Raw genomic sequence first — 16,759 nt, 5'->3', positions numbered from 1 at the left:
GTGTTGTGCCGGCGGTGGCCGGCGTTGAATGGGGTGGTGTTTTAGCGCAGCAGCCGGCCGATGGCGTCGGCGGCTTCCTTGACCTTGGCATCTATGGCTAGGGCGCGGGCGGCAGGGTCCGGTTCGGAGGCGGCGCCCACCACGCAGTGGCCTATATGCTCCTCCACCAGGCCCAGGCTGACGGCGTGCAGTGCCTTGGTGACGGCGGAAACCTGGGTGAGGATGTCAATGCAGTACTTGTCCTCGTCCACCATCCGCGCGATGCCCCGCACCTGGCCTTCAATCCGCTTCAGCCGGCGCAGGTAGGCGTCCTTGTTGCCGGTGTAGCCGTGGTCCGCAGTATCTTCCCTTGCAGGCAGGGCGACAGCTTCTTCCGTGGGGTTCATGGTTTCAAAGGTATACCCCTTAGGGGTATCAGCGCAATTACCCCCGGAGGGTATCCCCGCGAACTGCCGGGAGGGCACAAAAAAGCTCCGGAGTGCGTTATTGGGGGATACGCACTCCGGAGCGGCTTTTGGGCAATTCCGGCTCCACGCTGGCTGACCGGGCTTGCTTGAATTAGCTTACTGGCTGGTACGTGGCGCCGCCAGCACCTCGAATAACTACTTTCACTTTATTTTCCGGAGCTGTTTCTGACGCGCCGAAGAACGAGGGGAACCGGGGTCAGGGCCGGTCTTCATGGCCCGGCATCCGGTACGGGACCACCAGGACGGGCCTGCTCTGGTGGTGGCTGAGCCAGGCCCCCACCGAACCGTTGAGTGCTTCCGCAAGCCGGTGGGAGAAACCCCGTTCAGAGGTACCCACAATGATCATGGGTGCGTTGGCTTCGGCGGCCAGCCGGCGCAGTGCGCGTGCAGGGTCCCCGGAGAGGGTGCGCAGTGTCCACTCCACCCGTGCGCTGCCGGAAGGAAGCTCATCCACGGCAGCCTGCACGGCCGTTTTGAGCTCCGTGGTCAGGGTCCGGATTTCCGTGTCATCCGCATCCGGATGGAGTGACAGGCGGTGAGCCGAGCGGGCAGGGTCCCACTCCACCAGGTAGCTGGCTTCATCCACATACGCGCAGAGCAGGGGAGTGCCGAGCCGGGCAGCAAGGGAGGTGGCGGTCTGCAGAACCTCGGGATGCTGCCTGGGCATGATCCCCACCAGCAGCGGGGCGGTCCCGCTGAAGCGTTCCGATGTCATAGCTCATTGTCCGCCCGTGCAGGGGGCAATGAACAGGTCACCGGCGGCTGCCGGACTAAGAAACCGCAGGTGAGGCCATGATGACCACGTTCTTGCCCCAGGGGTCCTCCGTGTAGCAGATGATGAGGACCAGCCGGTTGGGCACGATGTCCCAGACGGGGCTGTCCTTCAAGCCTGACTTCACATAGGTGGTCACGCTGTCCACCTGGTAGGCCATGGTCCCGGCCGCGGTGTCCACCTCAAAGCGGTCGCCCACGCGGGATGACGAACTGAGGTGGTTGAACGGCGCTTCGGCCCCGTCCCAGCTGTGGCCGATGACGTAGGTGGTGTTGGCGGAGCCCGCTCCGGGTGTCCCAAATGGGGTCAGCCAGTAACCGTCCTTGGTTTCCGGCGGCACGATGGTCTGGCTGGCCCGGGCTGCGCCGTCCAGTTCCAGGGGGTACACCGGCACATCGAAGCCGGTTGACGGGTAGCGGATACGCACAGGTGCTGCGGCCGTCGGAAGCACAGCGGCAGGTGCCTCCCGGCAGCCGGGGTGGCTGGCGCCGTCGTCATTCCGCTGCCTTCCGCGCGCCGGTAACGGCGATTGGTTCGGGCATTATGAACGAGGTGGCGGAGGGAACGGAGCCAGGGCTGCTTCCGACGGCGGCGGGCTGGGGCTGGGTAATCAGGGGCGCACCGAAAGTGATGGCCAGGAAGGCCGCCACGCCGGCCAGCATGATGTTAAGGTCGCCGCGGTTCCAGCGACACCCTTGTCCGGCAAAAGCACCGCGCCTAACGTTGGAGCTGAACGAAAGGTGGGCGTCATGGAAATCTACATGTGGTGGCTGGACCTGGACCTCGACTCCAAGGAGTGGCTGCGCGAGAACCTTCGCGCGGAGGAACTGCCGCTTCACGTTATCCAAGGCATTGCCGAAGCCGGCGGACCCCACCCCGAAAATCCGGCCGCCGTGCTCACCGATGCCGACTGGGACTTCATCGAAACCCAGTCCGAGTTCGTGGACTGACCTGGCGTTGAGGTCCCAGCCGTTGCGGGCTCCGGACCGCGGTGGTTGCATGGTGCGCATGGCATCCGCAGAGAGTTTTGTCTTAGCGATCGGGACCAAAAAAGGGCTCTGGCTGGCCACCAGCCAGGACAGGCGCGAGTGGTCCTTTACCGGCCCCCACTTTCTAATGAGCGAAATCCCCAGTATCGGGATCGACACCAGGGGCGGCCGCACCCGCATCATGGCCGGCGTCCGGAGCGAGCATTGGGGGCCCACCGTTGCGCACTCCGATGACCTCGGTGCCACTTGGTCCGAGCCCGGGCAGGGGGCAATCAGGTTCCCGGAGGATACCGGTGCGGCGGTTGAACGCGTCTGGCAGATCTACCCGGACGCGGCTTCCAGGCCGGGCGTTGTCTGGGCAGGAGCGGAACCCATTTCAGTGTGGAAGTCCACTGACGGCGGAGAGCACTTCGAGCTGAACCGCGGGCTTTGGGACCACCCGCACCGCAGCGAATGGGGTGCGGGCTACGGTGGTGCCGCGGCGCACTCCATCGTGGTCCATCCGGCGGGCGGGACTGTCCATGTCGCCATGAGCACGGGCGGCGTTTACCGTTCACTCGACGGCGGCACATCCTGGGAGCCGCGCAACAAGGGGATTTCGGCGTACTTCATGCCGGACCCCAACCCCGAATTTGGGCAGTGCGTGCACAAGATCGCCTCCGATCCCGCCGTCGAGGGACGCCTCTATGCGCAGAACCACCACGGTGTCTACCGCACGGACGACAACGCGGACACCTGGAACTCCATCGCGGAGGGCCTGCCCGCAGATTTCGGTTTCGTGATGCTTACGCACCCCCGGCGGGAGGGGACTGCGTGGGTCATCCCGCTGAAGGCGGACGGGGAGCGTATTCCGCCCGACGGAGAGCTTGCGGTCCACCGCACGGACGACGCCGGCTATACCTGGAAGCGACTCGCGTCCGGCCTGCCCACGGGCGAATACAACAGTGTCCTGCGCGATGCTGCCTCGGTGGATACAGCGGAACCGGCAGGGGTGTATTTCGGTACCCGCGGCGGGGCTGTGTACGCCAGCGCCGACGAGGGCTGGACGTTTATGGAAGTGGCAGCACACCTGCCGGACGTCCTGTGCGTGCGGGCGGCAGTGGTGGCCGGTGCCTGACATTGCGGTGGTGCTCCCCAGCGTGCTGCAACCGCTGGCCGGCGGGCAGTCCGTACTGACTGCGCCCGCCGATGGGCCGTTGACGGTGGGAAAGCTGCTGGACGCCGTCACGTCCGATTTTGCCGTGCTCGCCAGGCGGCTGCGCGATGAGACGGGCGCCCTGCGGCGGTTCGTGAACATTTACGTGGACGGCGACGAGGTGCGCCGGCTGCAGGGGCTGGAGACCGAGGTGGCGCCCGGGCAGGAGGTTCTGGTCATCCAGTCGGTGGCCGGAGGCTGAACCCGCCGGTACCGCGGTTGCGGGCAGTCCGTACTGACTGCGCCCGCCACCGCGGCTGGTTCTGCAACATGCCGCCGTCGAGGAGGAGCCTCAGGCGACCCTCCAGACGCTGCATTCGTCCGTGTTGATCGCTTTCCGCAGGCCCGTGATCCGGTCCATGATCCAGATGACGCCGATGCCCGGCGCTGTTTCCTGGACGCTGCCGCGGCGGATCACCACGTCGTCGTAGGAGGGCCCCACGGAAAGGCGGGCTTCGATTTCGTCACCCCGGTGGAGCTGGTCCAGGGCACGGACTCTGGTCACATGGGGGGTCGCTTTCTTCATCATGGCGTGGCCTCCTGGCTGGAGCTGGTGCCGGCTCTTGCCTGCAGTAACAAGTGTGGAGGGGCAATGTTGCAGAATGGTTTCCCGGCGGTTAGGCGCCGGTTAGTTGTTTGATCCCGCGTTGTTTCCGCCGGCGGTGATGCTGCCGGGAACCGTGGGAGGCCGGCACCTAAGGTAGGGGCATGGAGATCGTGCAGGGGATCTGGGCCGCGGTGGCCGGGGCGGCGGCCCTGGCGCCGCTGGCGACGTTCGGCGTCGTGCTTGTTGCTTACCTGGCGTACCGGCAAAAGGACCGCGCTGACCGCCGGGACCAGTGGTGGAAGCGGGCCCAGTGGGCCATCGACTCGGCCCTTAGCGACGCCGATCCCCAGCGCCGGCTGGCCGGGCTGAAAGTGCTGGTGCAGCTGATCGGCAGCGACCTGGCCACCGCCGAGGACGCCGACCTCATGAGCGCCCTGGCGGTGGGCATTCTGCAGCAGGAAGGCGCAGCGGATGCCAGGCGGGGTGCAACAGCCGCCGCCTCCAATACTGACAGGATTGTGCGTGAGGCCGAGCGGCTGCTGGAGGCGGCTGGCGCCAGGAGCCGGTCCGCCTAGGCCGCGCCGCGGCTGCGGTAACCCGCCAGGAAAGTGGCGATCCGCTCCACTGCCTCCTCGATGTCCAGGACGGAAGGGAGGATCACGAAGCGGAAGTGGTCCGGTGTGGGCCAGTTGAACGCCGTGCCGTGGGAGACGAGGATCTTTTGCTCCTGCAGGAGGTCCAGGACGAACTTTTCATCGCTCGTGATGGGGTACAGGTCCGGGTCCAGGCGCGGGAACAGGTACATGGCGCCCGCCGCCGGCACGCAGGTGACGCCGGGAATGGCGGTGAGGAGCTTGTGGGCGAGGTCGCGCTGCTCGCGCAACCGTCCGCCCGGCTTCACCAGCGCCTCAATGCTCTGGTAGCCGCCCAGGCAGGTCTGGATGGCATGCTGGGCGGGGACGTTGGAGCAGAGCCGGAGCGAGGCGAGCAGCTCCAGGGCTTCACGGTAGCCCGCAGTGGCGGCGAGGGGGCCGGTGATGGCCACCCAGCCGGCACGGTAGCCGGGCATGCGGTAGGCCTTGGACAGGCCGCTGAAGGTCAGGCAGCAAATGTCCTCGGCCACGGATGCGGTGTGGATGTATTTGGCGTCCTCGTAAAGGACCTTCTCGTAGATCTCGTCGGAGAACAGGACCAGGTTGTGCTTGCGGGCCAGGGCGGCGAACTGCTCCAGGATGTGCCGGGGGTAGACGGCGCCGGTCGGGTTGTTCGGGTTGATGATCACGATGCCTTTGGTGCGGCTGGTGATCTTGGCTTCGACGTCCGCCATGTCCGGCCACCAGTTCTCCGCCTCGTCGCAGAGGTAGTGGACGGGTTGGCCGCCGGTCAGGGTCACCGCGGCGGTCCATAGCGGATAGTCCGGTGCGGGGACCAGGATTTCGTCACCGTTTTCCATGAACGCCTGCAGGCACATGGAGATCAGTTCACTGACGCCGTTGCCGATGACGATGTCCTCGACGCCGATGTTCATCAGCCCGCGGGTCTGGTAGTACTGCGAGATGGCGGTGCGGGCGGTGAAGATGCCTTTGGAGTCGCTGTAGCCCTGGGCGCCGCGCAGGTGGTGGATCATGTCCACCACCACCGACTCCGGCGCCTCCAGCCCGAACGGTGCGGTGTCCCCGAGGTTCATCTTCAGGATCCGGTGCCCTTCGGCCTCCATGTTCTTCGCCGCCTGGAGGATGGGTCCCCGGAGTTCGTACCGGACGTTCTGGAGTTTGCTGGAAAATTGCATGGCGCGCATGGTTGATCTTTGCATAAAGCACGACGGCGGGCGGCCGGGTTGCGGGAGCCCGCCGGTGGGGCACGGGGTCAGGGCCAGAGTGCCAGGGCGCTGGAAGCGCTGTGCGGTTCCTGGAATTGATTCCGGCTCGTTGGCGTAGAAGGGGATGAGCCATACCGCCTTAGGTATAGGTGTTTTACACTTCGCAAAAACTTGGGTATAGGGGATCGATTGCCCGCGATTCTGCCCGGGTTTACGCTTTAAAATAGCTCGCATTCAGCCGCCGTTGTTTCTGGGTCGGCGCTGGCTCAGGCAGCCGGTCACGTTACTTTCCCAGTAGGAACAGCGATAAACATGGAAGCTACGAGCATTCAGCCGTTGCCCACACAGCGGAACCGGCGCGGCATGATGTTCAGGCGCAGATACTTGGCGGTTGCGTCGACAATTCTGTTTCTGTGCGCAGTTATCACTCCCACAACCGCAGGTTCCGCCGCGAGCACCTCTTTGCTCATGGATACTTACGTGCAGGCGGACAGGGCGACTACGAATTTTGGAACCAGCGTCCGTTTGTCCACAGAAGGCCGTGCGTATATTTGGCGGAATTCGCTCCTGCGGTTCTCCGTGCAGGTTCCCCCGGGTGAGCATGTTGTTTCAGCCAAACTTCGGGCGTATTCCGAGGCGTCTGCGACGTCCACTGAGTTTGTGGATGTCTTTACTACATCCGGGGGCTGGACCGAGAGGGGCGTGACCTGGAATACGTCGCCGGCACGGGGAACCTGGCTTGGAAAGGCTGGCGGGTTCACCTCCGGCTCGTGGGTTGAATGGGATGTGACCAAGGGCGTCAACGCGAAGGGCGGCGAGCACAACTTCAAGCTGGAAAGCAACGCGCAGAAGTGGATCGGGTTCAAGGCAAAGGAATCGTCGAACCCGGCCCTGCGCCCAAGGCTGGTGGTGATGACCGCGCCTGACACGGTTAGATCGACTGAGGCAGCCGTGATTTATGGGTGGGGACCGCGTGTAGCGGGGGATGAGTTCGATTACACCGGCGCGCCCGATGCCACGAAGTGGAATGTCTACAACAGTGCCGGCCACGCGGGCAACGGTATCCGGAGTCCCCAGCAGGTTACCGTGGACGGTTCCAAAATGGTCATCAAAGGAACGCCGGATGGCATGACTGCCGGGATGGGCGCAAGGTTCGCAAACCAGAAGTATGGCCGGTGGGAAGTCCGGGCCGCTGGGTCTGGTGATGACGAATACCACATGGTGTCCATCTTGTGGCCCGATAGTGAAAATTGGCCGTGTGACGGTGAGATTGACTACGCGGAGACGACTGGCGACTGGAGCGTCATCAAGTTCTTCCACCACTACGGATGTTCGAACCTGCAGACGTCCGCGTACAAGCCCCTGGACGTGACCCAGTTCCACAACTATGCCCTTGACTGGTCGCCGCACGGGATCGTGGGCTATGTCGATGGGGTGAAATGGTTTGAAGACACCGATCCCGCGCACCAGCCTCCCGGTCCGATGCACCAGACGTTACAACTGGACTGGTTTCCTGACAGCACCGCCAACGGCGCCGGCGAAATGCGGGTGGATTGGGTTCGGGTGTACGCGGCGGGGTAAAGCCCAACAGAACCGAAACAGTTTCTATTGGCGGCTTTTTTCGCGGTCCGGTTTGAGGTAGGGCAGCAGCAAATGATGTAGGCCCTGTGACAGGTTCAGCCGGAGCAGTCCTGCGAAACCCTGGGCTTTTCTGATGGCAGGCGCACTCCGGAGAGCTGCGCCGGAATCCGCCACAACCCTCCGCCCGCCGAATCCAGCCACCCCCGGGCCCGGCCCGGATCGTCAGCCGTTCCCCCGTCGGCGGCAAGGTCCAGAGCCAGGCACACGTCGTCGAAGCAGGCCAGGGGCCAGACGTGCACGTCAATCCCGGTCCGATGCAACCGGTCCACCTGCAGGGCTGTCAAATTGCGGAAGCCGCAGTACAGCGTGGTGGCCCCGGCGGCCGCGAGGGTGGCCGTCAAACCCTCCTGTCCCGTCAAAGTGGCCGGGAACTCGGCAAGGATCAGGCCCCGGGGGACATGGGGCAGGTTCCGCTGCAACTGGATCAGCGCCTCGGGCAGGAAACTGCTGAACCGGATACGCGGCAACGGGCCGGGGTGGCTGTTGACCAGGGCTGCAACTGCAGGCACGGCGGCCGGGTCCTTGATCTCCACCTGCACCGGAACTCCGATGCCGTCCAGTGCCTCGGCCAGCGTCAGGACCGGCTGACCGGAGGCAAGCGGCACAGCCTGCAGTTCCGCCAAAGGAAGTTCCCGGGCCGGCTTGTCCGCCAGCGGATGGGGTCCTGCCGCCAGACGCTCCAGCGTCGGGTCATGCAGGACAATGGGGATGCCGTCAGCGGTCACCCGCACGTCCAGCTCGATCTCGTCGGCCGTGCGCCCCGCCAGGTCAAAGGAAAAGGCACTGTTCTCCGGCGCCAAGGCCATCGCACCACGGTGGCCGGTGATAGTGAAGACCCACGGCGCCGGGTCCCGGAAAGGACCTGCCGCCACCTGCTCCTGCGGAATGGTAAGAACCTGGTTGCTGGTCACGCCATGACGCTAGGCCGCCAAAACCAACAGGAGGACCATGCTGCCTTAACCCGGGGCGAACAGCCTCCTAAGTGCCGGGACGGCTCACGGCGCCAGCCGGTCACCCTTGCGCTGCAGCCGGAACCAGCGGTGCCCGTACCTTCCCAGCTCGAGGGAGAAGCCGCCGTCGGGATCTAGGGCGACGTTGTCGCCGTCGAACAGGTCCAGCAGCATCGCATCCTTGTAAGCCTGCGGGTCGTCCCCGCCGCCCAGCCTGGCGCCGACCTTCACCGGATCCTCCCCGAAGTTGTGCAGCAGGACTATCGTGCCGCCGTCGGAACTGCAGGTGTGGGCCAGTACCGCCGGTTCGGGCTGGTCGAGGACTTCAAACCCGCCCCAGCCCAGCTCGGGCGCCTCCCGGTACCGCGCGATCAGCGCGGACATAAACGCAAACAGGGACCCGGGATCGCGTTTCGCGGCCGCTGCATTGACGTGTTCCGGCCCGTACCTGCCGCCTACCAGGGGCGCCACCAGGTCGGCGGCCTTGGCGCTGGAGAACCCGCCGTTTTTTTCGGCGGTCCACTGCATGGGCGTACGCACGGCCGCGCGGCTCTTCTGCCGGAGGTCCTCGCCCATGCCGATCTCCTCGCCGTAAAACAGCACCGGTGTGCCCGGCAGCGAGAACATCAGCGAGTAGACCATGCGAAGCCGTTCCTGGTCCCCGTCCAGCATGGGCGGCAGCCGCCGGCGCAGGCCGCGGCCGTAGATCTGCATGTTCTTCTCCGGTCCGAAGGCGGCGAACACCTCCTGGCGCTCGCCGTCGGTGAGTTTGTCCAGCGTGAGTTCGTCGTGGTTCCGCACGAACATGGCCCACTGGTTGTCCGGATGGATCGGCGGCCGGCTCTTCAGCGTCTCGACGAGCGGCCGGGCATCCTGCCGGGCGAGCGAAAGATAGATGTGCTGCATCGACATAAAATCGAACTGCATGTTCAGCTCATTGCCCTCCGGCCCGCCGAAATACTCCAGCTGCTCCTTGTACGGCAGGTTCACTTCGCCCAGCAGCACAGCGCTGCCGTTGCGGCGGCTGACGAAGCTGCGCAGCGCGGCCAGGTAGCCGTGCGGGTCCAGGTTGGCTGCCTGGTCCTTGGGCTGGCCCCGCGTCTCGAGGAAAAACGGCACAGCGTCCAGCCGGAAACCGTCCAGTCCCAGCTCCAGCCACAGCCCCATCGCCTTGGCAATTTGGTCGCGGACCTTGGGGTTGGTGACGTTCAGGTCCGGCTGGTGCTTGGCGAACATGTGCAGGTACCACTCACCGGTGGCCTCGTCCCGGGTCCACAGCGAGTTCTCCTCCCCGGGGAACACCACCTCCGAGGACGTGTCCGGAGGGGTGTCCTGCCGCCACACGTAGAACTCGCGGTACGGGTTGTCCGTGGACTTCCGCGCCTCCACAAACCAGGGGTGCTGCTCCGAGGTGTGGTTGACCACGAAGTCCGCGATCACCCGCATGCCCCGGTCCCTGGCGGCCCGGATAAACTCCACCAGGTCCCCGAGCGTGCCCAGCCGTGGGTCCACCGTGAAAAAGTCGGTCACGTCGTAGCCGTCGTCCCGGTCCGGCGACGGGTAGAACGGCATCAGCCAGATACAGGTCACGCCCAGCGCGGCGAGGTAGTCCACGCGCTGGGTGAGGCCGGCGAAATCACCGGTGCCGTCGCCGTCGTCGTCAAAAAACGTTTCCACGTCCAGGCAGTAAATGACGGCGTTTTTCCACCACAGGTCCGATGTCTCCGCGAGCCTCATGCCGAAGCGTCCGACGCCGGGACGGCAGTTGCGCGGACAAGCTGCGGTTCAGCGGCGGTACCGGCGGCGGTGCCTCCGGGGGTGCGCAACTGCGGCAGGACCTCCGCGGCGAACGTGTCGATGAAGGACGACTGCTGCTGCCCCACGAAGTGCAGGTAGAGCTCGTCGAAGCCCAGCTCCGCATATTCGGACAGCCACTCGACGTGCTGCTGCAGGCTGGCGGCGATGTTGACCGTTGTGCGGACCTGCTCTTCGGTCACGTGCTCGCCCACGAGGTCGAAGTGTTCGGCGGTGGGCAGGTCCCACGGGATGGGAGGCTGGTAGGTGTTGGTCCGCCACTGGTTTAGGGCGACAGCAACAGCCTCCTGCTCCGTTCCGGCCCACGACAGGTGGACCTGCAGGACCGCTTTGCCGCGGCCGCCGCCGTCCCGGTAGGCGGCCAGCATCTCACGCAGCTTTTCCGGCGGCTGGTTGACGGTGGCCAGGCCGTCAGCCCACGCGGCGGCCCGCCGGGCGGTGTCCACGCTGACCGCCGGGGCGATCAGCGGCGGAGGGGTTTCGGGAACGTCCCAAATCCGTGCCTGCTCCACGGTTACCAGCCCGCGGTGCGTGACTTCCTCGCCGCGGTGCAGGCGCCGGATGACATCCACGCACTCCTCCAGCCGGCGCTGGCGGATGTCCTTCGCCGGCCACCCGTCCCCGGTGATGTGCTCGTTCATGTTTTCCCCGCTGCCCGGGGCGAACCAGAACCTGCCCGGGAACATGGAGGCAAGCGTGGCGGAGGCATGCGCGATGATGGCCGGATGGTAGCGCTGGCCGGGGGCTGTCACCACCCCGAACCGGAGTTTTGTGGTGGCCAGGGCGGCACCAAGCCAGGACCAGGCGAAGCCCGAGTGCCCCTGGCGCGCGGACCAGGGTTCGATGTGGTCCGAGCACATGGCCGCGTCAAAGCCTGCACGTTCCGCGTGCTGGACGTCCTCGAGCAGCTGGCCGGGACTGATCTGTTCATGCGATGCGTGAAAGCCGACGGTAACCATCGTTAACCTCTATCGCCCCATGCGGTGCCGTGTCGAGGGTTCGCGGCCATCCGGTGAGAGCACATGGTCACTTGTCGGATAAGTTAGGGACTTGTAATACCGCGTGCCGCCGGAAGAAGGCGGGGACGGGCGGGACGGGAAGGAAGGACCTCAATGGGCGGCGTGCTGATCGGGCTGGCGGTGATCGGGGCCGTTATTGCCGTGGGATATGTGGCCGCCCGCTGCGGGCTGGGCGGAGAGCCGACCGTTTCGGCGCTGACCCGCACAGCGTTCTTCATCACCAACCCGGTCCTGCTGTTCACCGTGGTGCTGGAATCGGACCTCACGGTGGTGTTTTCCGCCTATGTGCCGCTGGCCCTGATCACCGCCGCGGCCACAGCATTGCTGTACGTGGGCATCAGCCGGCTGTGGTTCCGCCGGCCGCTTGCGGAAACGGCTGTAGGCGCCATGGCCAGCTCCTATGTCAACGCGAACAACATCGGCATTCCCATCACCCTCTACGCCCTGGGGGATGCCACCCCCGTGGCGCCCGTGCTGCTGGTCCAGCTGCTCCTGCTGGCACCACTTGTCCTTACCCTGCTGGACCTCTCGGCCGCCGGCCGGTTCGCGCCGAAGCTGCTGCTCACCCAGCCCTTCCGCAACCCCATGATCATCGCGTCCCTGCTGGGTGTGCTCCTCGCCGCGTTCCGCGTGCAGCTGCCGGAACCGGTGATGGCCCCGCTGGTGCTGCTCGGCGGCGCAGCCGTGCCGGTGGTGCTGCTGGCCTTCGGCATGTCGCTGCACGGCACCCGGATGCTCAAAAGCGGCGGGCACACGGCGGAAATCCTGACTGCCACGGCACTCAAGTCCGCGGTGATGCCCGCAGTGGCGTTCGTCGTCGGGCGTTTCCTCTTTAACCTGGACCAGCACATGCTCCTGGGCGTGGTGCTGATGGCGGCGCTGCCGTCCGCCCAAAACGTCTTCCTGTTTGCCAGCAAGTACGGGCGGGGAGTTGCCGTGGCGCGGGAAACCATCCTGCTCTCGACGGCGGCGGCAGCCCCCGCACTGATCCTGATTGTCTGGCTGCTGGCCGGCTGAGCAGGCGCGCCGCTCTACCCCCGGAGCCGCCCGCCGGGCAAGAATGGGCACATGGAACTTCCCGTGATGCCGCCCGTCCCGCCCATGCTCGCCAAATCCGTCAGCGGCATTGACGGCATCCAGGCAGGAGGCGGCCTCAGCTACGAGCCCAAATGGGACGGCTTCCGGTCCATCATCTTCCGCGACGGCGAAGACGTGGAGATCGGCAGCCGCAACGAAAAACCCATGACGCGCTACTTCCCCGAACTCGTGGCAGCGTTCAAGGAAAACCTGCCGCCGCGGTGCGTGATCGACGGAGAGATCGTCCTGGTAGGCTCATCCGGCGACCGGCTGGACTTCGACGCCCTGCAGCAGCGCATCCACCCCGCCGCCAGCCGGGTCAAGCTCCTGGCCCAGCAAACCCCGGCTTCCTTCGTGGCGTTCGATCTCCTGGCGCTGGATGATGACGACTACACCGGCCGGCCCTTCTCGGAACGCCGGGTGGCGCTGGAAAAGGCGCTCGCAGCGTCCAAGGCACCGATTCATTTAACGGCCGCCACCACGGACAAGGACACCGCCGGGCAGTGGTTCAACCAGTTCGAGGGCGCGGGGCTGGACGGCATCGTGGCCAAGCGCGTGGACGGCCGGTATGAGCCGGACAAGCGGGTGATGTTCAAGGTCAAGCACGAGCGCACCGCGGACTGCGTGGTGGCCGGCTACCGGCTGCACAAGAGCGGGCCGGACAGCATCGGTTCGCTGCTGCTGGGTCTGTACAAGGACGACGGCGGCCTGGCCAGCGTGGGAGTGATCGGCGCCTTCCCGATGAAGAAGCGCAAGGAATTGTTCGAGCAGCTGCAGCCGCTGGTGACCGGCTTTGAGGGGCACCCGTGGGCGTGGGGCAAGCAGGAGGAGGGCGAACGGACGCCGCGGAACGCCGAAGGCAGCCGCTGGAGCGCCGGCAAGGACCTGTCCTTCGTGCCGCTGCGGCCTGAGCTGGTGGTGGAGGTCCGGTACGACCACATGGAGGGCGACCGGTTCCGGCATACCGCCCAGTTCAACCGCTGGCGGCCGGACCGTGATCCGGAGTCCTGCACCTACGCGCAGCTCGAGGAGCCCGTCAACTTCGACCTGGCCGAGGTGCTGGAGACGGGGCGCCGCTAAGGCCTTCCCGCCCCGGTCCTGGCGGCGTGGTTCCTGGCGTCCAACATGCTCCACAGCCCGTCCGCCCGGCAGGGAATGGACGCATTGACGAGTGCCCGGCTGTGCGGATGTTGCGGCGCGGCGAAGAAGTCGCGGGTTTCGGCGACTTCCACCACCTTGCCGTTCAGCAGGACGGCCACCCTGTCGCACATGTACCGCACCACGTCCATGTCATGGGAGATGACGATCAGGGACAGGTTGTGCTCGCGCTGCAGGCGCAGCAGCAGGTTCAGGATGGTCCGCTGCGTGAGGGCGTCCAGGGCCGAGGTGGCCTCGTCGCAGATCAGGACCTGCGGTTCCAGCAGCAGGGCGCGGGCAATGGTGGCACGCTGGAGCTGGCCGCCCGAGCACTGGCCCGGCCGTTTGTCCAGCAACGCCGGGTCCAGTTCCACCTCCTGCAGGGCGGCCGCGACGCGTTCGTCCCGCTGGGCGGGGCTGAGGTCCCGGCGCGGGCGGAGGGGCGCCTGCAGGCTGGCGCGCAGTGTCATCCTCGGGTCGAAGGCGTTGTGCGGCTCCTGGAACACGAGCTGCACGGCCGTGGGCTGCCGTGTCCCGCCGTCGAACTGCCGGGTGATGGTTCCGCTGCTGGCCGCATCCAGGCCCACGATGGCCTTGGCCAGGGTGCTTTTCCCGGAGCCGGATTGTCCCAGGACACCCAGTATTTCGCCGCGGCGGAGGGACAGCGAGACGTCGTCGAGCACGGTGCCGGTCCGCTTCCGGCCGAAGCGTTTGCCTACCCTGTCCAGGACAAGGACTTCACGTTCCGCGGGAGACGGACGACGCCGGGTCTCGGGTGCCAGCTGCGCAGCGGCGAGGAGGTCGCGGGCGTAGCCGGTTTTGGGTGCGGTGAGCAGCTCACCGGCGGGCCCTTCTTCCACGATGTGGCCCGCGTTCATGACCAGGACCCGGTCCGCGTACGCGGCCACGGACGCCAGGTTGTGGGTGATGTAGAGGATGCCCAGCCCGCGCTGCCGGCGTTCGCGGTCCAGCAGCTGGAGCACCTGGCGTTCCAGGACCTTGTCCAGGGCGGAGGTGGGTTCGTCGGCGAGCAGCATCTCCGGCTGGCCGGCCAGGGCGAGTGCCGTCATGGCGCGCTGCGCCATGCCGCCGGACAGCTGGTGCGGGTAGGCGCGGATGCCCTTTACGGGATCGGCGAAGCCAACCTCCTCGAGCAGCTCCACGGCTTTGTCCCTGGCTTTCCGTCCGCGCAGGCCGGCGTGCAGGCGCAGCGGCTCCTTAAGGTGGCTGCCGATGGTGCGGTTCGGGTTGAACATGCGCTTGGGCTGTTGGAACAGCATGCCCAGCCGGCCCCCGCGGACCGTGTTCAGTTCGGTTTCCGCGGCGCGGGTGAGGTCCACCTCGCCGAGCCGGATGGAACCGCCCGTGATTCCCAGTTGCGGTGGCAGCAGGCGCAGGCAGGACATGGACGTGAGGGTCTTTCCGGATCCCGAAGAGCCCACCAGCGCAACAAACTCGCCCGGGTCAACGGCGAGGGAAACGCCGGCGAGGAGCGGCTTTCCGCCGGGACCGCCGTCGTCGTCCTTCCGCCGTACCTCCAGGTCCTCCAGGACCAGGCGCGCACTCATGCGTCCACAGCCTTTGGGAGGAGCAATGGGGCGGCAGTCATGCGTGCGGCGCGCTGGCCGAGCAGCGTGATGCACAGGGCGACGGTGAAGATGACCAGCCCAGGGGCCAGGATGCCCAGCGGTGCGCGGTCGGCGAAGGGCTGGGCGGCGGCGAGCATGGAGCCCCAGTCGGACTGCGGCGGCTGGACGCCCAGGCCAAGGTAGGAAAGGGCGCCCACGCTGATCAGCAGGTGCCCGAACCGCAGGGTGGCTTGGCCCAGGACCGGCGCGGCCAGGTGGGGGAGGACGTGCCGGACGATGATGAAGCGCGGGGTGCAGCCCAGTACGCGCGCAGCATCCACAAACCCGCGGGCCGAGACGTCGTACGCGAGCGTGCGTGCCAGCCGGGCGAAGGGCGTCCAGCTGGTGACGGTGAGTGCCAGCAGGAGCGGGCCGAACCCTGTCCCGAGTGCCGCCACGATGAACAGCGCCACCACCATTTCCGGCAGGGCGAGCAGGACGTCGTTCGTGCGGGTGAGGAACTCGTCCACCCAGCCGCGCCGGCGGGCGCTTAGGATGCCGATCCCAACACCCAGCAGGCAGGTGAGCACGGTGGCCAGGGCTGCCACGGACATGGAGAACGCGCCGCCCTCGAGGATCCGGCTCAGGGTATCGCGGCCCAGGTTGTCCGTGCCCAGCCAGTGTTCGGCCGACGGCGGCGCGAGGCGCTGCGCCAGGTTCTGCTCCGAGGGCGGATAGGGCGAGATCCAGGGTGCCAGCAGCACCGCCAGGACGATCAGTGCAAGTACTGCTCCGGCGACGCTGGTGACGGTGATCCGGCTACGCAAGGGAACCTCCCACGGTGGGGCTCAGGAAGCGGTGCACGAAGTCGGCCAGCGTGGTGACGCCGACGGCAAGCGCCACGACCACCACTACACCGCCCTGGGCGAGCGGGACGTCGCTGTTGACCACCGAATCGAAGAGCAGCCTGCCCATGCCCGGAACGGCGAAGATCACCTCCACGATCACCGAGCCGCCCAGCAGCCCCGCGAACCAGACCGCGAAGAGCGTGGACAGGGGAACCAGTCCGTTGGGGATCACGTGCCGCAGGATTGACTGGGCGGAACTCAGGCCGCGGGCCCGGGCGGCCGGAACATGCTCGGCGGCTGCGGCGTCGATGATGCCCGCGCGGACCGCCGAGGTAAAGAAGCTGATGGGGCGCAGGGCAAGGGTCAGGGCGGGCAGGACCGCTGATGAAAGATCGTTCCAGCCTGCGGTGGGCAGCACGGACAGCTTGAGTGCGAACACCAGGACCAGCACCGGCGCCACCCAGTATTCCGGCATGGCGATGAACGCCTGGGTGACCGCCGTGATGGTCTTGTCCGGCAGGCTGCCGGGCCGGAGTCCGGAAATGATCCCCAGCGGAAGCGCGACGGCGGCCGCCAGCCCAAGTGACATGGCCACCAGGCTGAGGGTGACGGCCAGTGCGGGCAGGACCTGCTCCACCACGGGGGTGCGGCTGGTGTAGGACAGGCCCATGTCGCCGGTGAAGAAGTTGCCCAGCCAGCGGAAGTACTGGACGGCGAGGGGATCGTCCAGGCCCAGGCTGTGCGCCACGGCCTGGACGGAGGACTCGTCGATGGCGTCGCCGGCCACCCGGGACCGGATGATTTTCCGGACCGGGTCGCCGGGGGTGACGTAGGGGATGAGGAACACCGCAAAGGAGGACACGGCGACGGCGGCCAGCAGCGTGGCCGTCCGTTTGGTGATGAACTGCAGCATGC

19 protein-coding genes are annotated in these 16,759 nt (G+C 66.5%); 7 read left to right on the top strand and 12 right to left on the bottom strand.

Annotated elements, in window-relative coordinates; genetic code table 11:
- Positions 1-41: 41 nt before the first annotated feature.
- From ACLH0K_RS17560 to ACLH0K_RS17545, 4 genes are all read right to left on the bottom strand, one after another.
- Positions 42-386, bottom strand: coding sequence for a metal-sensitive transcriptional regulator (locus ACLH0K_RS17560; RefSeq protein WP_411374800.1), 345 nt, complete (start codon positions 384-386; stop codon positions 42-44).
- A gap of 277 nt (positions 387-663) precedes the next feature.
- Positions 664-1,182, bottom strand: coding sequence for a universal stress protein (locus ACLH0K_RS17555; protein ID WP_411374799.1), 519 nt, complete (start codon positions 1,180-1,182; stop codon positions 664-666).
- Positions 1,183-1,237: 55 nt separating this feature from the next.
- Positions 1,238-1,666, bottom strand: a complete 429-nt coding sequence (locus ACLH0K_RS17550; RefSeq protein WP_411374798.1) for a class F sortase — start codon at positions 1,664-1,666, stop codon at positions 1,238-1,240.
- A gap of 67 nt (positions 1,667-1,733) precedes the next feature.
- Positions 1,734-1,901, bottom strand: coding sequence for a hypothetical protein (locus tag ACLH0K_RS17545; protein WP_411374797.1), 168 nt, complete (start codon positions 1,899-1,901; stop codon positions 1,734-1,736).
- Between the two features lie 87 nt (positions 1,902-1,988).
- Here ACLH0K_RS17545 and ACLH0K_RS17540 point away from each other — a divergent pair, with 87 nt between their 5' ends.
- The 3 genes from ACLH0K_RS17540 to ACLH0K_RS17530 are packed head-to-tail and all read left to right on the top strand — an operon-like array spanning position 1,989 to position 3,625.
- Positions 1,989-2,189: a hypothetical protein gene (locus tag ACLH0K_RS17540; RefSeq protein WP_138137290.1), complete on the top strand. Its 201-nt coding sequence runs from the start codon at positions 1,989-1,991 to the stop codon at positions 2,187-2,189.
- A gap of 49 nt (positions 2,190-2,238) precedes the next feature.
- Positions 2,239-3,345, top strand: a complete 1,107-nt coding sequence (locus ACLH0K_RS17535; RefSeq protein WP_411374796.1) for a WD40/YVTN/BNR-like repeat-containing protein — start codon at positions 2,239-2,241, stop codon at positions 3,343-3,345.
- On the top strand, positions 3,338-3,625 hold the full coding sequence (locus ACLH0K_RS17530; RefSeq protein WP_411374795.1) for a MoaD/ThiS family protein: 288 nt from the start codon (positions 3,338-3,340) through the stop codon (positions 3,623-3,625). The genes ACLH0K_RS17535 and ACLH0K_RS17530 overlap by 8 nt, the downstream gene beginning before the upstream one ends.
- Before the next feature lie 90 nt (positions 3,626-3,715).
- Here ACLH0K_RS17530 and ACLH0K_RS17525 read toward each other — a convergent pair whose 3' ends face one another.
- The gene (locus tag ACLH0K_RS17525) at positions 3,716-3,952 is read right to left on the bottom strand and encodes a hypothetical protein (protein WP_411374794.1); all 237 of its coding nucleotides are present in this window, start codon (positions 3,950-3,952) and stop codon (positions 3,716-3,718) included.
- A gap of 179 nt (positions 3,953-4,131) precedes the next feature.
- Between ACLH0K_RS17525 and ACLH0K_RS17520 the strand changes: the two genes are divergently transcribed.
- On the top strand, positions 4,132-4,545 hold the full coding sequence (locus tag ACLH0K_RS17520) for a hypothetical protein (RefSeq protein ID WP_411374793.1): 414 nt from the start codon (positions 4,132-4,134) through the stop codon (positions 4,543-4,545).
- On the opposite strand, the gene ACLH0K_RS17515 is transcribed toward ACLH0K_RS17520, so the two are convergent.
- Positions 4,542-5,768 carry a pyridoxal phosphate-dependent aminotransferase gene (locus ACLH0K_RS17515; protein WP_411374792.1) on the bottom strand — a complete coding sequence of 409 codons (1,227 nt, stop codon included), beginning with the start codon at positions 5,766-5,768 and terminating at the stop codon, positions 4,542-4,544. The genes ACLH0K_RS17520 and ACLH0K_RS17515 overlap by 4 nt on opposite strands.
- Positions 5,769-6,101: 333 nt before the next feature.
- Here ACLH0K_RS17515 and ACLH0K_RS17510 point away from each other — a divergent pair, with 333 nt between their 5' ends.
- Positions 6,102-7,370 carry a DNRLRE domain-containing protein gene (locus ACLH0K_RS17510; RefSeq protein WP_411374791.1) on the top strand — a complete coding sequence of 423 codons (1,269 nt, stop codon included), beginning with the start codon at positions 6,102-6,104 and terminating at the stop codon, positions 7,368-7,370.
- Positions 7,371-7,465: 95 nt separating this feature from the next.
- Here ACLH0K_RS17510 and ACLH0K_RS17505 read toward each other — a convergent pair whose 3' ends face one another.
- The 3 genes from ACLH0K_RS17505 to ACLH0K_RS17495 form a co-directional block, all read right to left on the bottom strand.
- Complete coding sequence (locus ACLH0K_RS17505) at positions 7,466-8,341, bottom strand: glycerophosphodiester phosphodiesterase (RefSeq protein WP_411374790.1); 876 nt, start codon at positions 8,339-8,341, stop codon at positions 7,466-7,468.
- Positions 8,342-8,425: 84 nt separating this feature from the next.
- Positions 8,426-10,117, bottom strand: coding sequence for an alpha-amylase family protein (locus tag ACLH0K_RS17500; protein ID WP_411374789.1), 1,692 nt, complete (start codon positions 10,115-10,117; stop codon positions 8,426-8,428).
- Positions 10,114-11,154 carry a TIGR03885 family FMN-dependent LLM class oxidoreductase gene (locus tag ACLH0K_RS17495; protein ID WP_411374788.1) on the bottom strand — a complete coding sequence of 347 codons (1,041 nt, stop codon included), beginning with the start codon at positions 11,152-11,154 and terminating at the stop codon, positions 10,114-10,116. Before ACLH0K_RS17495 ends, ACLH0K_RS17500 begins: the two co-directional genes overlap by 4 nt.
- A 153-nt stretch (positions 11,155-11,307) precedes the next feature.
- On the opposite strand from ACLH0K_RS17495, the gene ACLH0K_RS17490 reads away from it, so the two are divergent.
- Both ACLH0K_RS17490 and ACLH0K_RS17485 read left to right on the top strand, forming a co-directional pair.
- Complete coding sequence (locus tag ACLH0K_RS17490) at positions 11,308-12,231, top strand: AEC family transporter (RefSeq protein WP_411374787.1); 924 nt, start codon at positions 11,308-11,310, stop codon at positions 12,229-12,231.
- Between the two features lie 51 nt (positions 12,232-12,282).
- Positions 12,283-13,371, top strand: a complete 1,089-nt coding sequence (locus ACLH0K_RS17485; protein ID WP_411374786.1) for an ATP-dependent DNA ligase — start codon at positions 12,283-12,285, stop codon at positions 13,369-13,371.
- Here ACLH0K_RS17485 and ACLH0K_RS17480 read toward each other — a convergent pair.
- The 3 genes from ACLH0K_RS17480 to ACLH0K_RS17470 are packed head-to-tail and all read right to left on the bottom strand — an operon-like array spanning position 13,368 to position 16,757.
- Positions 13,368-14,996 (bottom strand): ATP-binding cassette domain-containing protein, encoded by a 1,629-nt coding sequence (locus tag ACLH0K_RS17480; protein WP_411374785.1) that lies wholly within the window; start codon positions 14,994-14,996, stop codon positions 13,368-13,370. The two genes, ACLH0K_RS17485 and ACLH0K_RS17480, sit on opposite strands and share 4 nt — an antisense overlap.
- Positions 14,993-15,823, bottom strand: coding sequence for an ABC transporter permease (locus ACLH0K_RS17475; RefSeq protein WP_411374784.1), 831 nt, complete (start codon positions 15,821-15,823; stop codon positions 14,993-14,995). The genes ACLH0K_RS17480 and ACLH0K_RS17475 overlap by 4 nt, the downstream gene beginning before the upstream one ends.
- Positions 15,816-16,757: an ABC transporter permease gene (locus tag ACLH0K_RS17470; RefSeq protein ID WP_411374783.1), complete on the bottom strand. Its 942-nt coding sequence runs from the start codon at positions 16,755-16,757 to the stop codon at positions 15,816-15,818. The genes ACLH0K_RS17475 and ACLH0K_RS17470 overlap by 8 nt, the downstream gene beginning before the upstream one ends.
- Positions 16,758-16,759 lie beyond the last annotated feature (2 nt).

This window comes from Arthrobacter sp. MPF02 (genome assembly GCF_046605375.1).
Taxonomy (GTDB): Bacteria; Actinomycetota; Actinomycetes; order Actinomycetales; family Micrococcaceae; genus Arthrobacter.
Note: the sequence above shows the minus strand (reverse complement) of the source record. Positions and strands in the feature narration are given on the sequence as shown.

Coding starts and splice junctions, on each gene's coding strand:
- ACLH0K_RS17560 (WP_411374800.1), bottom strand. CDS start 386: ATGAACCCCACGGAAGAAGCTGTCGCCCTGCCTGCAAGGGAAGATACT.
- ACLH0K_RS17555 (WP_411374799.1), bottom strand. CDS start 1,182: ATGACATCGGAACGCTTCAGCGGGACCGCCCCGCTGCTGGTGGGGATC.
- ACLH0K_RS17545 (WP_411374797.1), bottom strand. CDS start 1,901: ATGCTGGCCGGCGTGGCGGCCTTCCTGGCCATCACTTTCGGTGCGCCC.
- ACLH0K_RS17540 (WP_138137290.1), top strand. CDS start 1,989: ATGGAAATCTACATGTGGTGGCTGGACCTGGACCTCGACTCCAAGGAG.
- ACLH0K_RS17535 (WP_411374796.1), top strand. CDS start 2,239: ATGGTGCGCATGGCATCCGCAGAGAGTTTTGTCTTAGCGATCGGGACC.
- ACLH0K_RS17525 (WP_411374794.1), bottom strand. CDS start 3,952: ATGATGAAGAAAGCGACCCCCCATGTGACCAGAGTCCGTGCCCTGGAC.
- ACLH0K_RS17520 (WP_411374793.1), top strand. CDS start 4,132: ATGGAGATCGTGCAGGGGATCTGGGCCGCGGTGGCCGGGGCGGCGGCC.
- ACLH0K_RS17515 (WP_411374792.1), bottom strand. CDS start 5,768: ATGCGCGCCATGCAATTTTCCAGCAAACTCCAGAACGTCCGGTACGAA.
- ACLH0K_RS17510 (WP_411374791.1), top strand. CDS start 6,102: ATGGAAGCTACGAGCATTCAGCCGTTGCCCACACAGCGGAACCGGCGC.
- ACLH0K_RS17500 (WP_411374789.1), bottom strand. CDS start 10,117: ATGAGGCTCGCGGAGACATCGGACCTGTGGTGGAAAAACGCCGTCATT.
- ACLH0K_RS17495 (WP_411374788.1), bottom strand. CDS start 11,154: ATGGTTACCGTCGGCTTTCACGCATCGCATGAACAGATCAGTCCCGGC.
- ACLH0K_RS17490 (WP_411374787.1), top strand. CDS start 11,308: ATGGGCGGCGTGCTGATCGGGCTGGCGGTGATCGGGGCCGTTATTGCC.
- ACLH0K_RS17485 (WP_411374786.1), top strand. CDS start 12,283: ATGGAACTTCCCGTGATGCCGCCCGTCCCGCCCATGCTCGCCAAATCC.
- ACLH0K_RS17480 (WP_411374785.1), bottom strand. CDS start 14,996: ATGAGTGCGCGCCTGGTCCTGGAGGACCTGGAGGTACGGCGGAAGGAC.
- ACLH0K_RS17470 (WP_411374783.1), bottom strand. CDS start 16,757: ATGCTGCAGTTCATCACCAAACGGACGGCCACGCTGCTGGCCGCCGTC.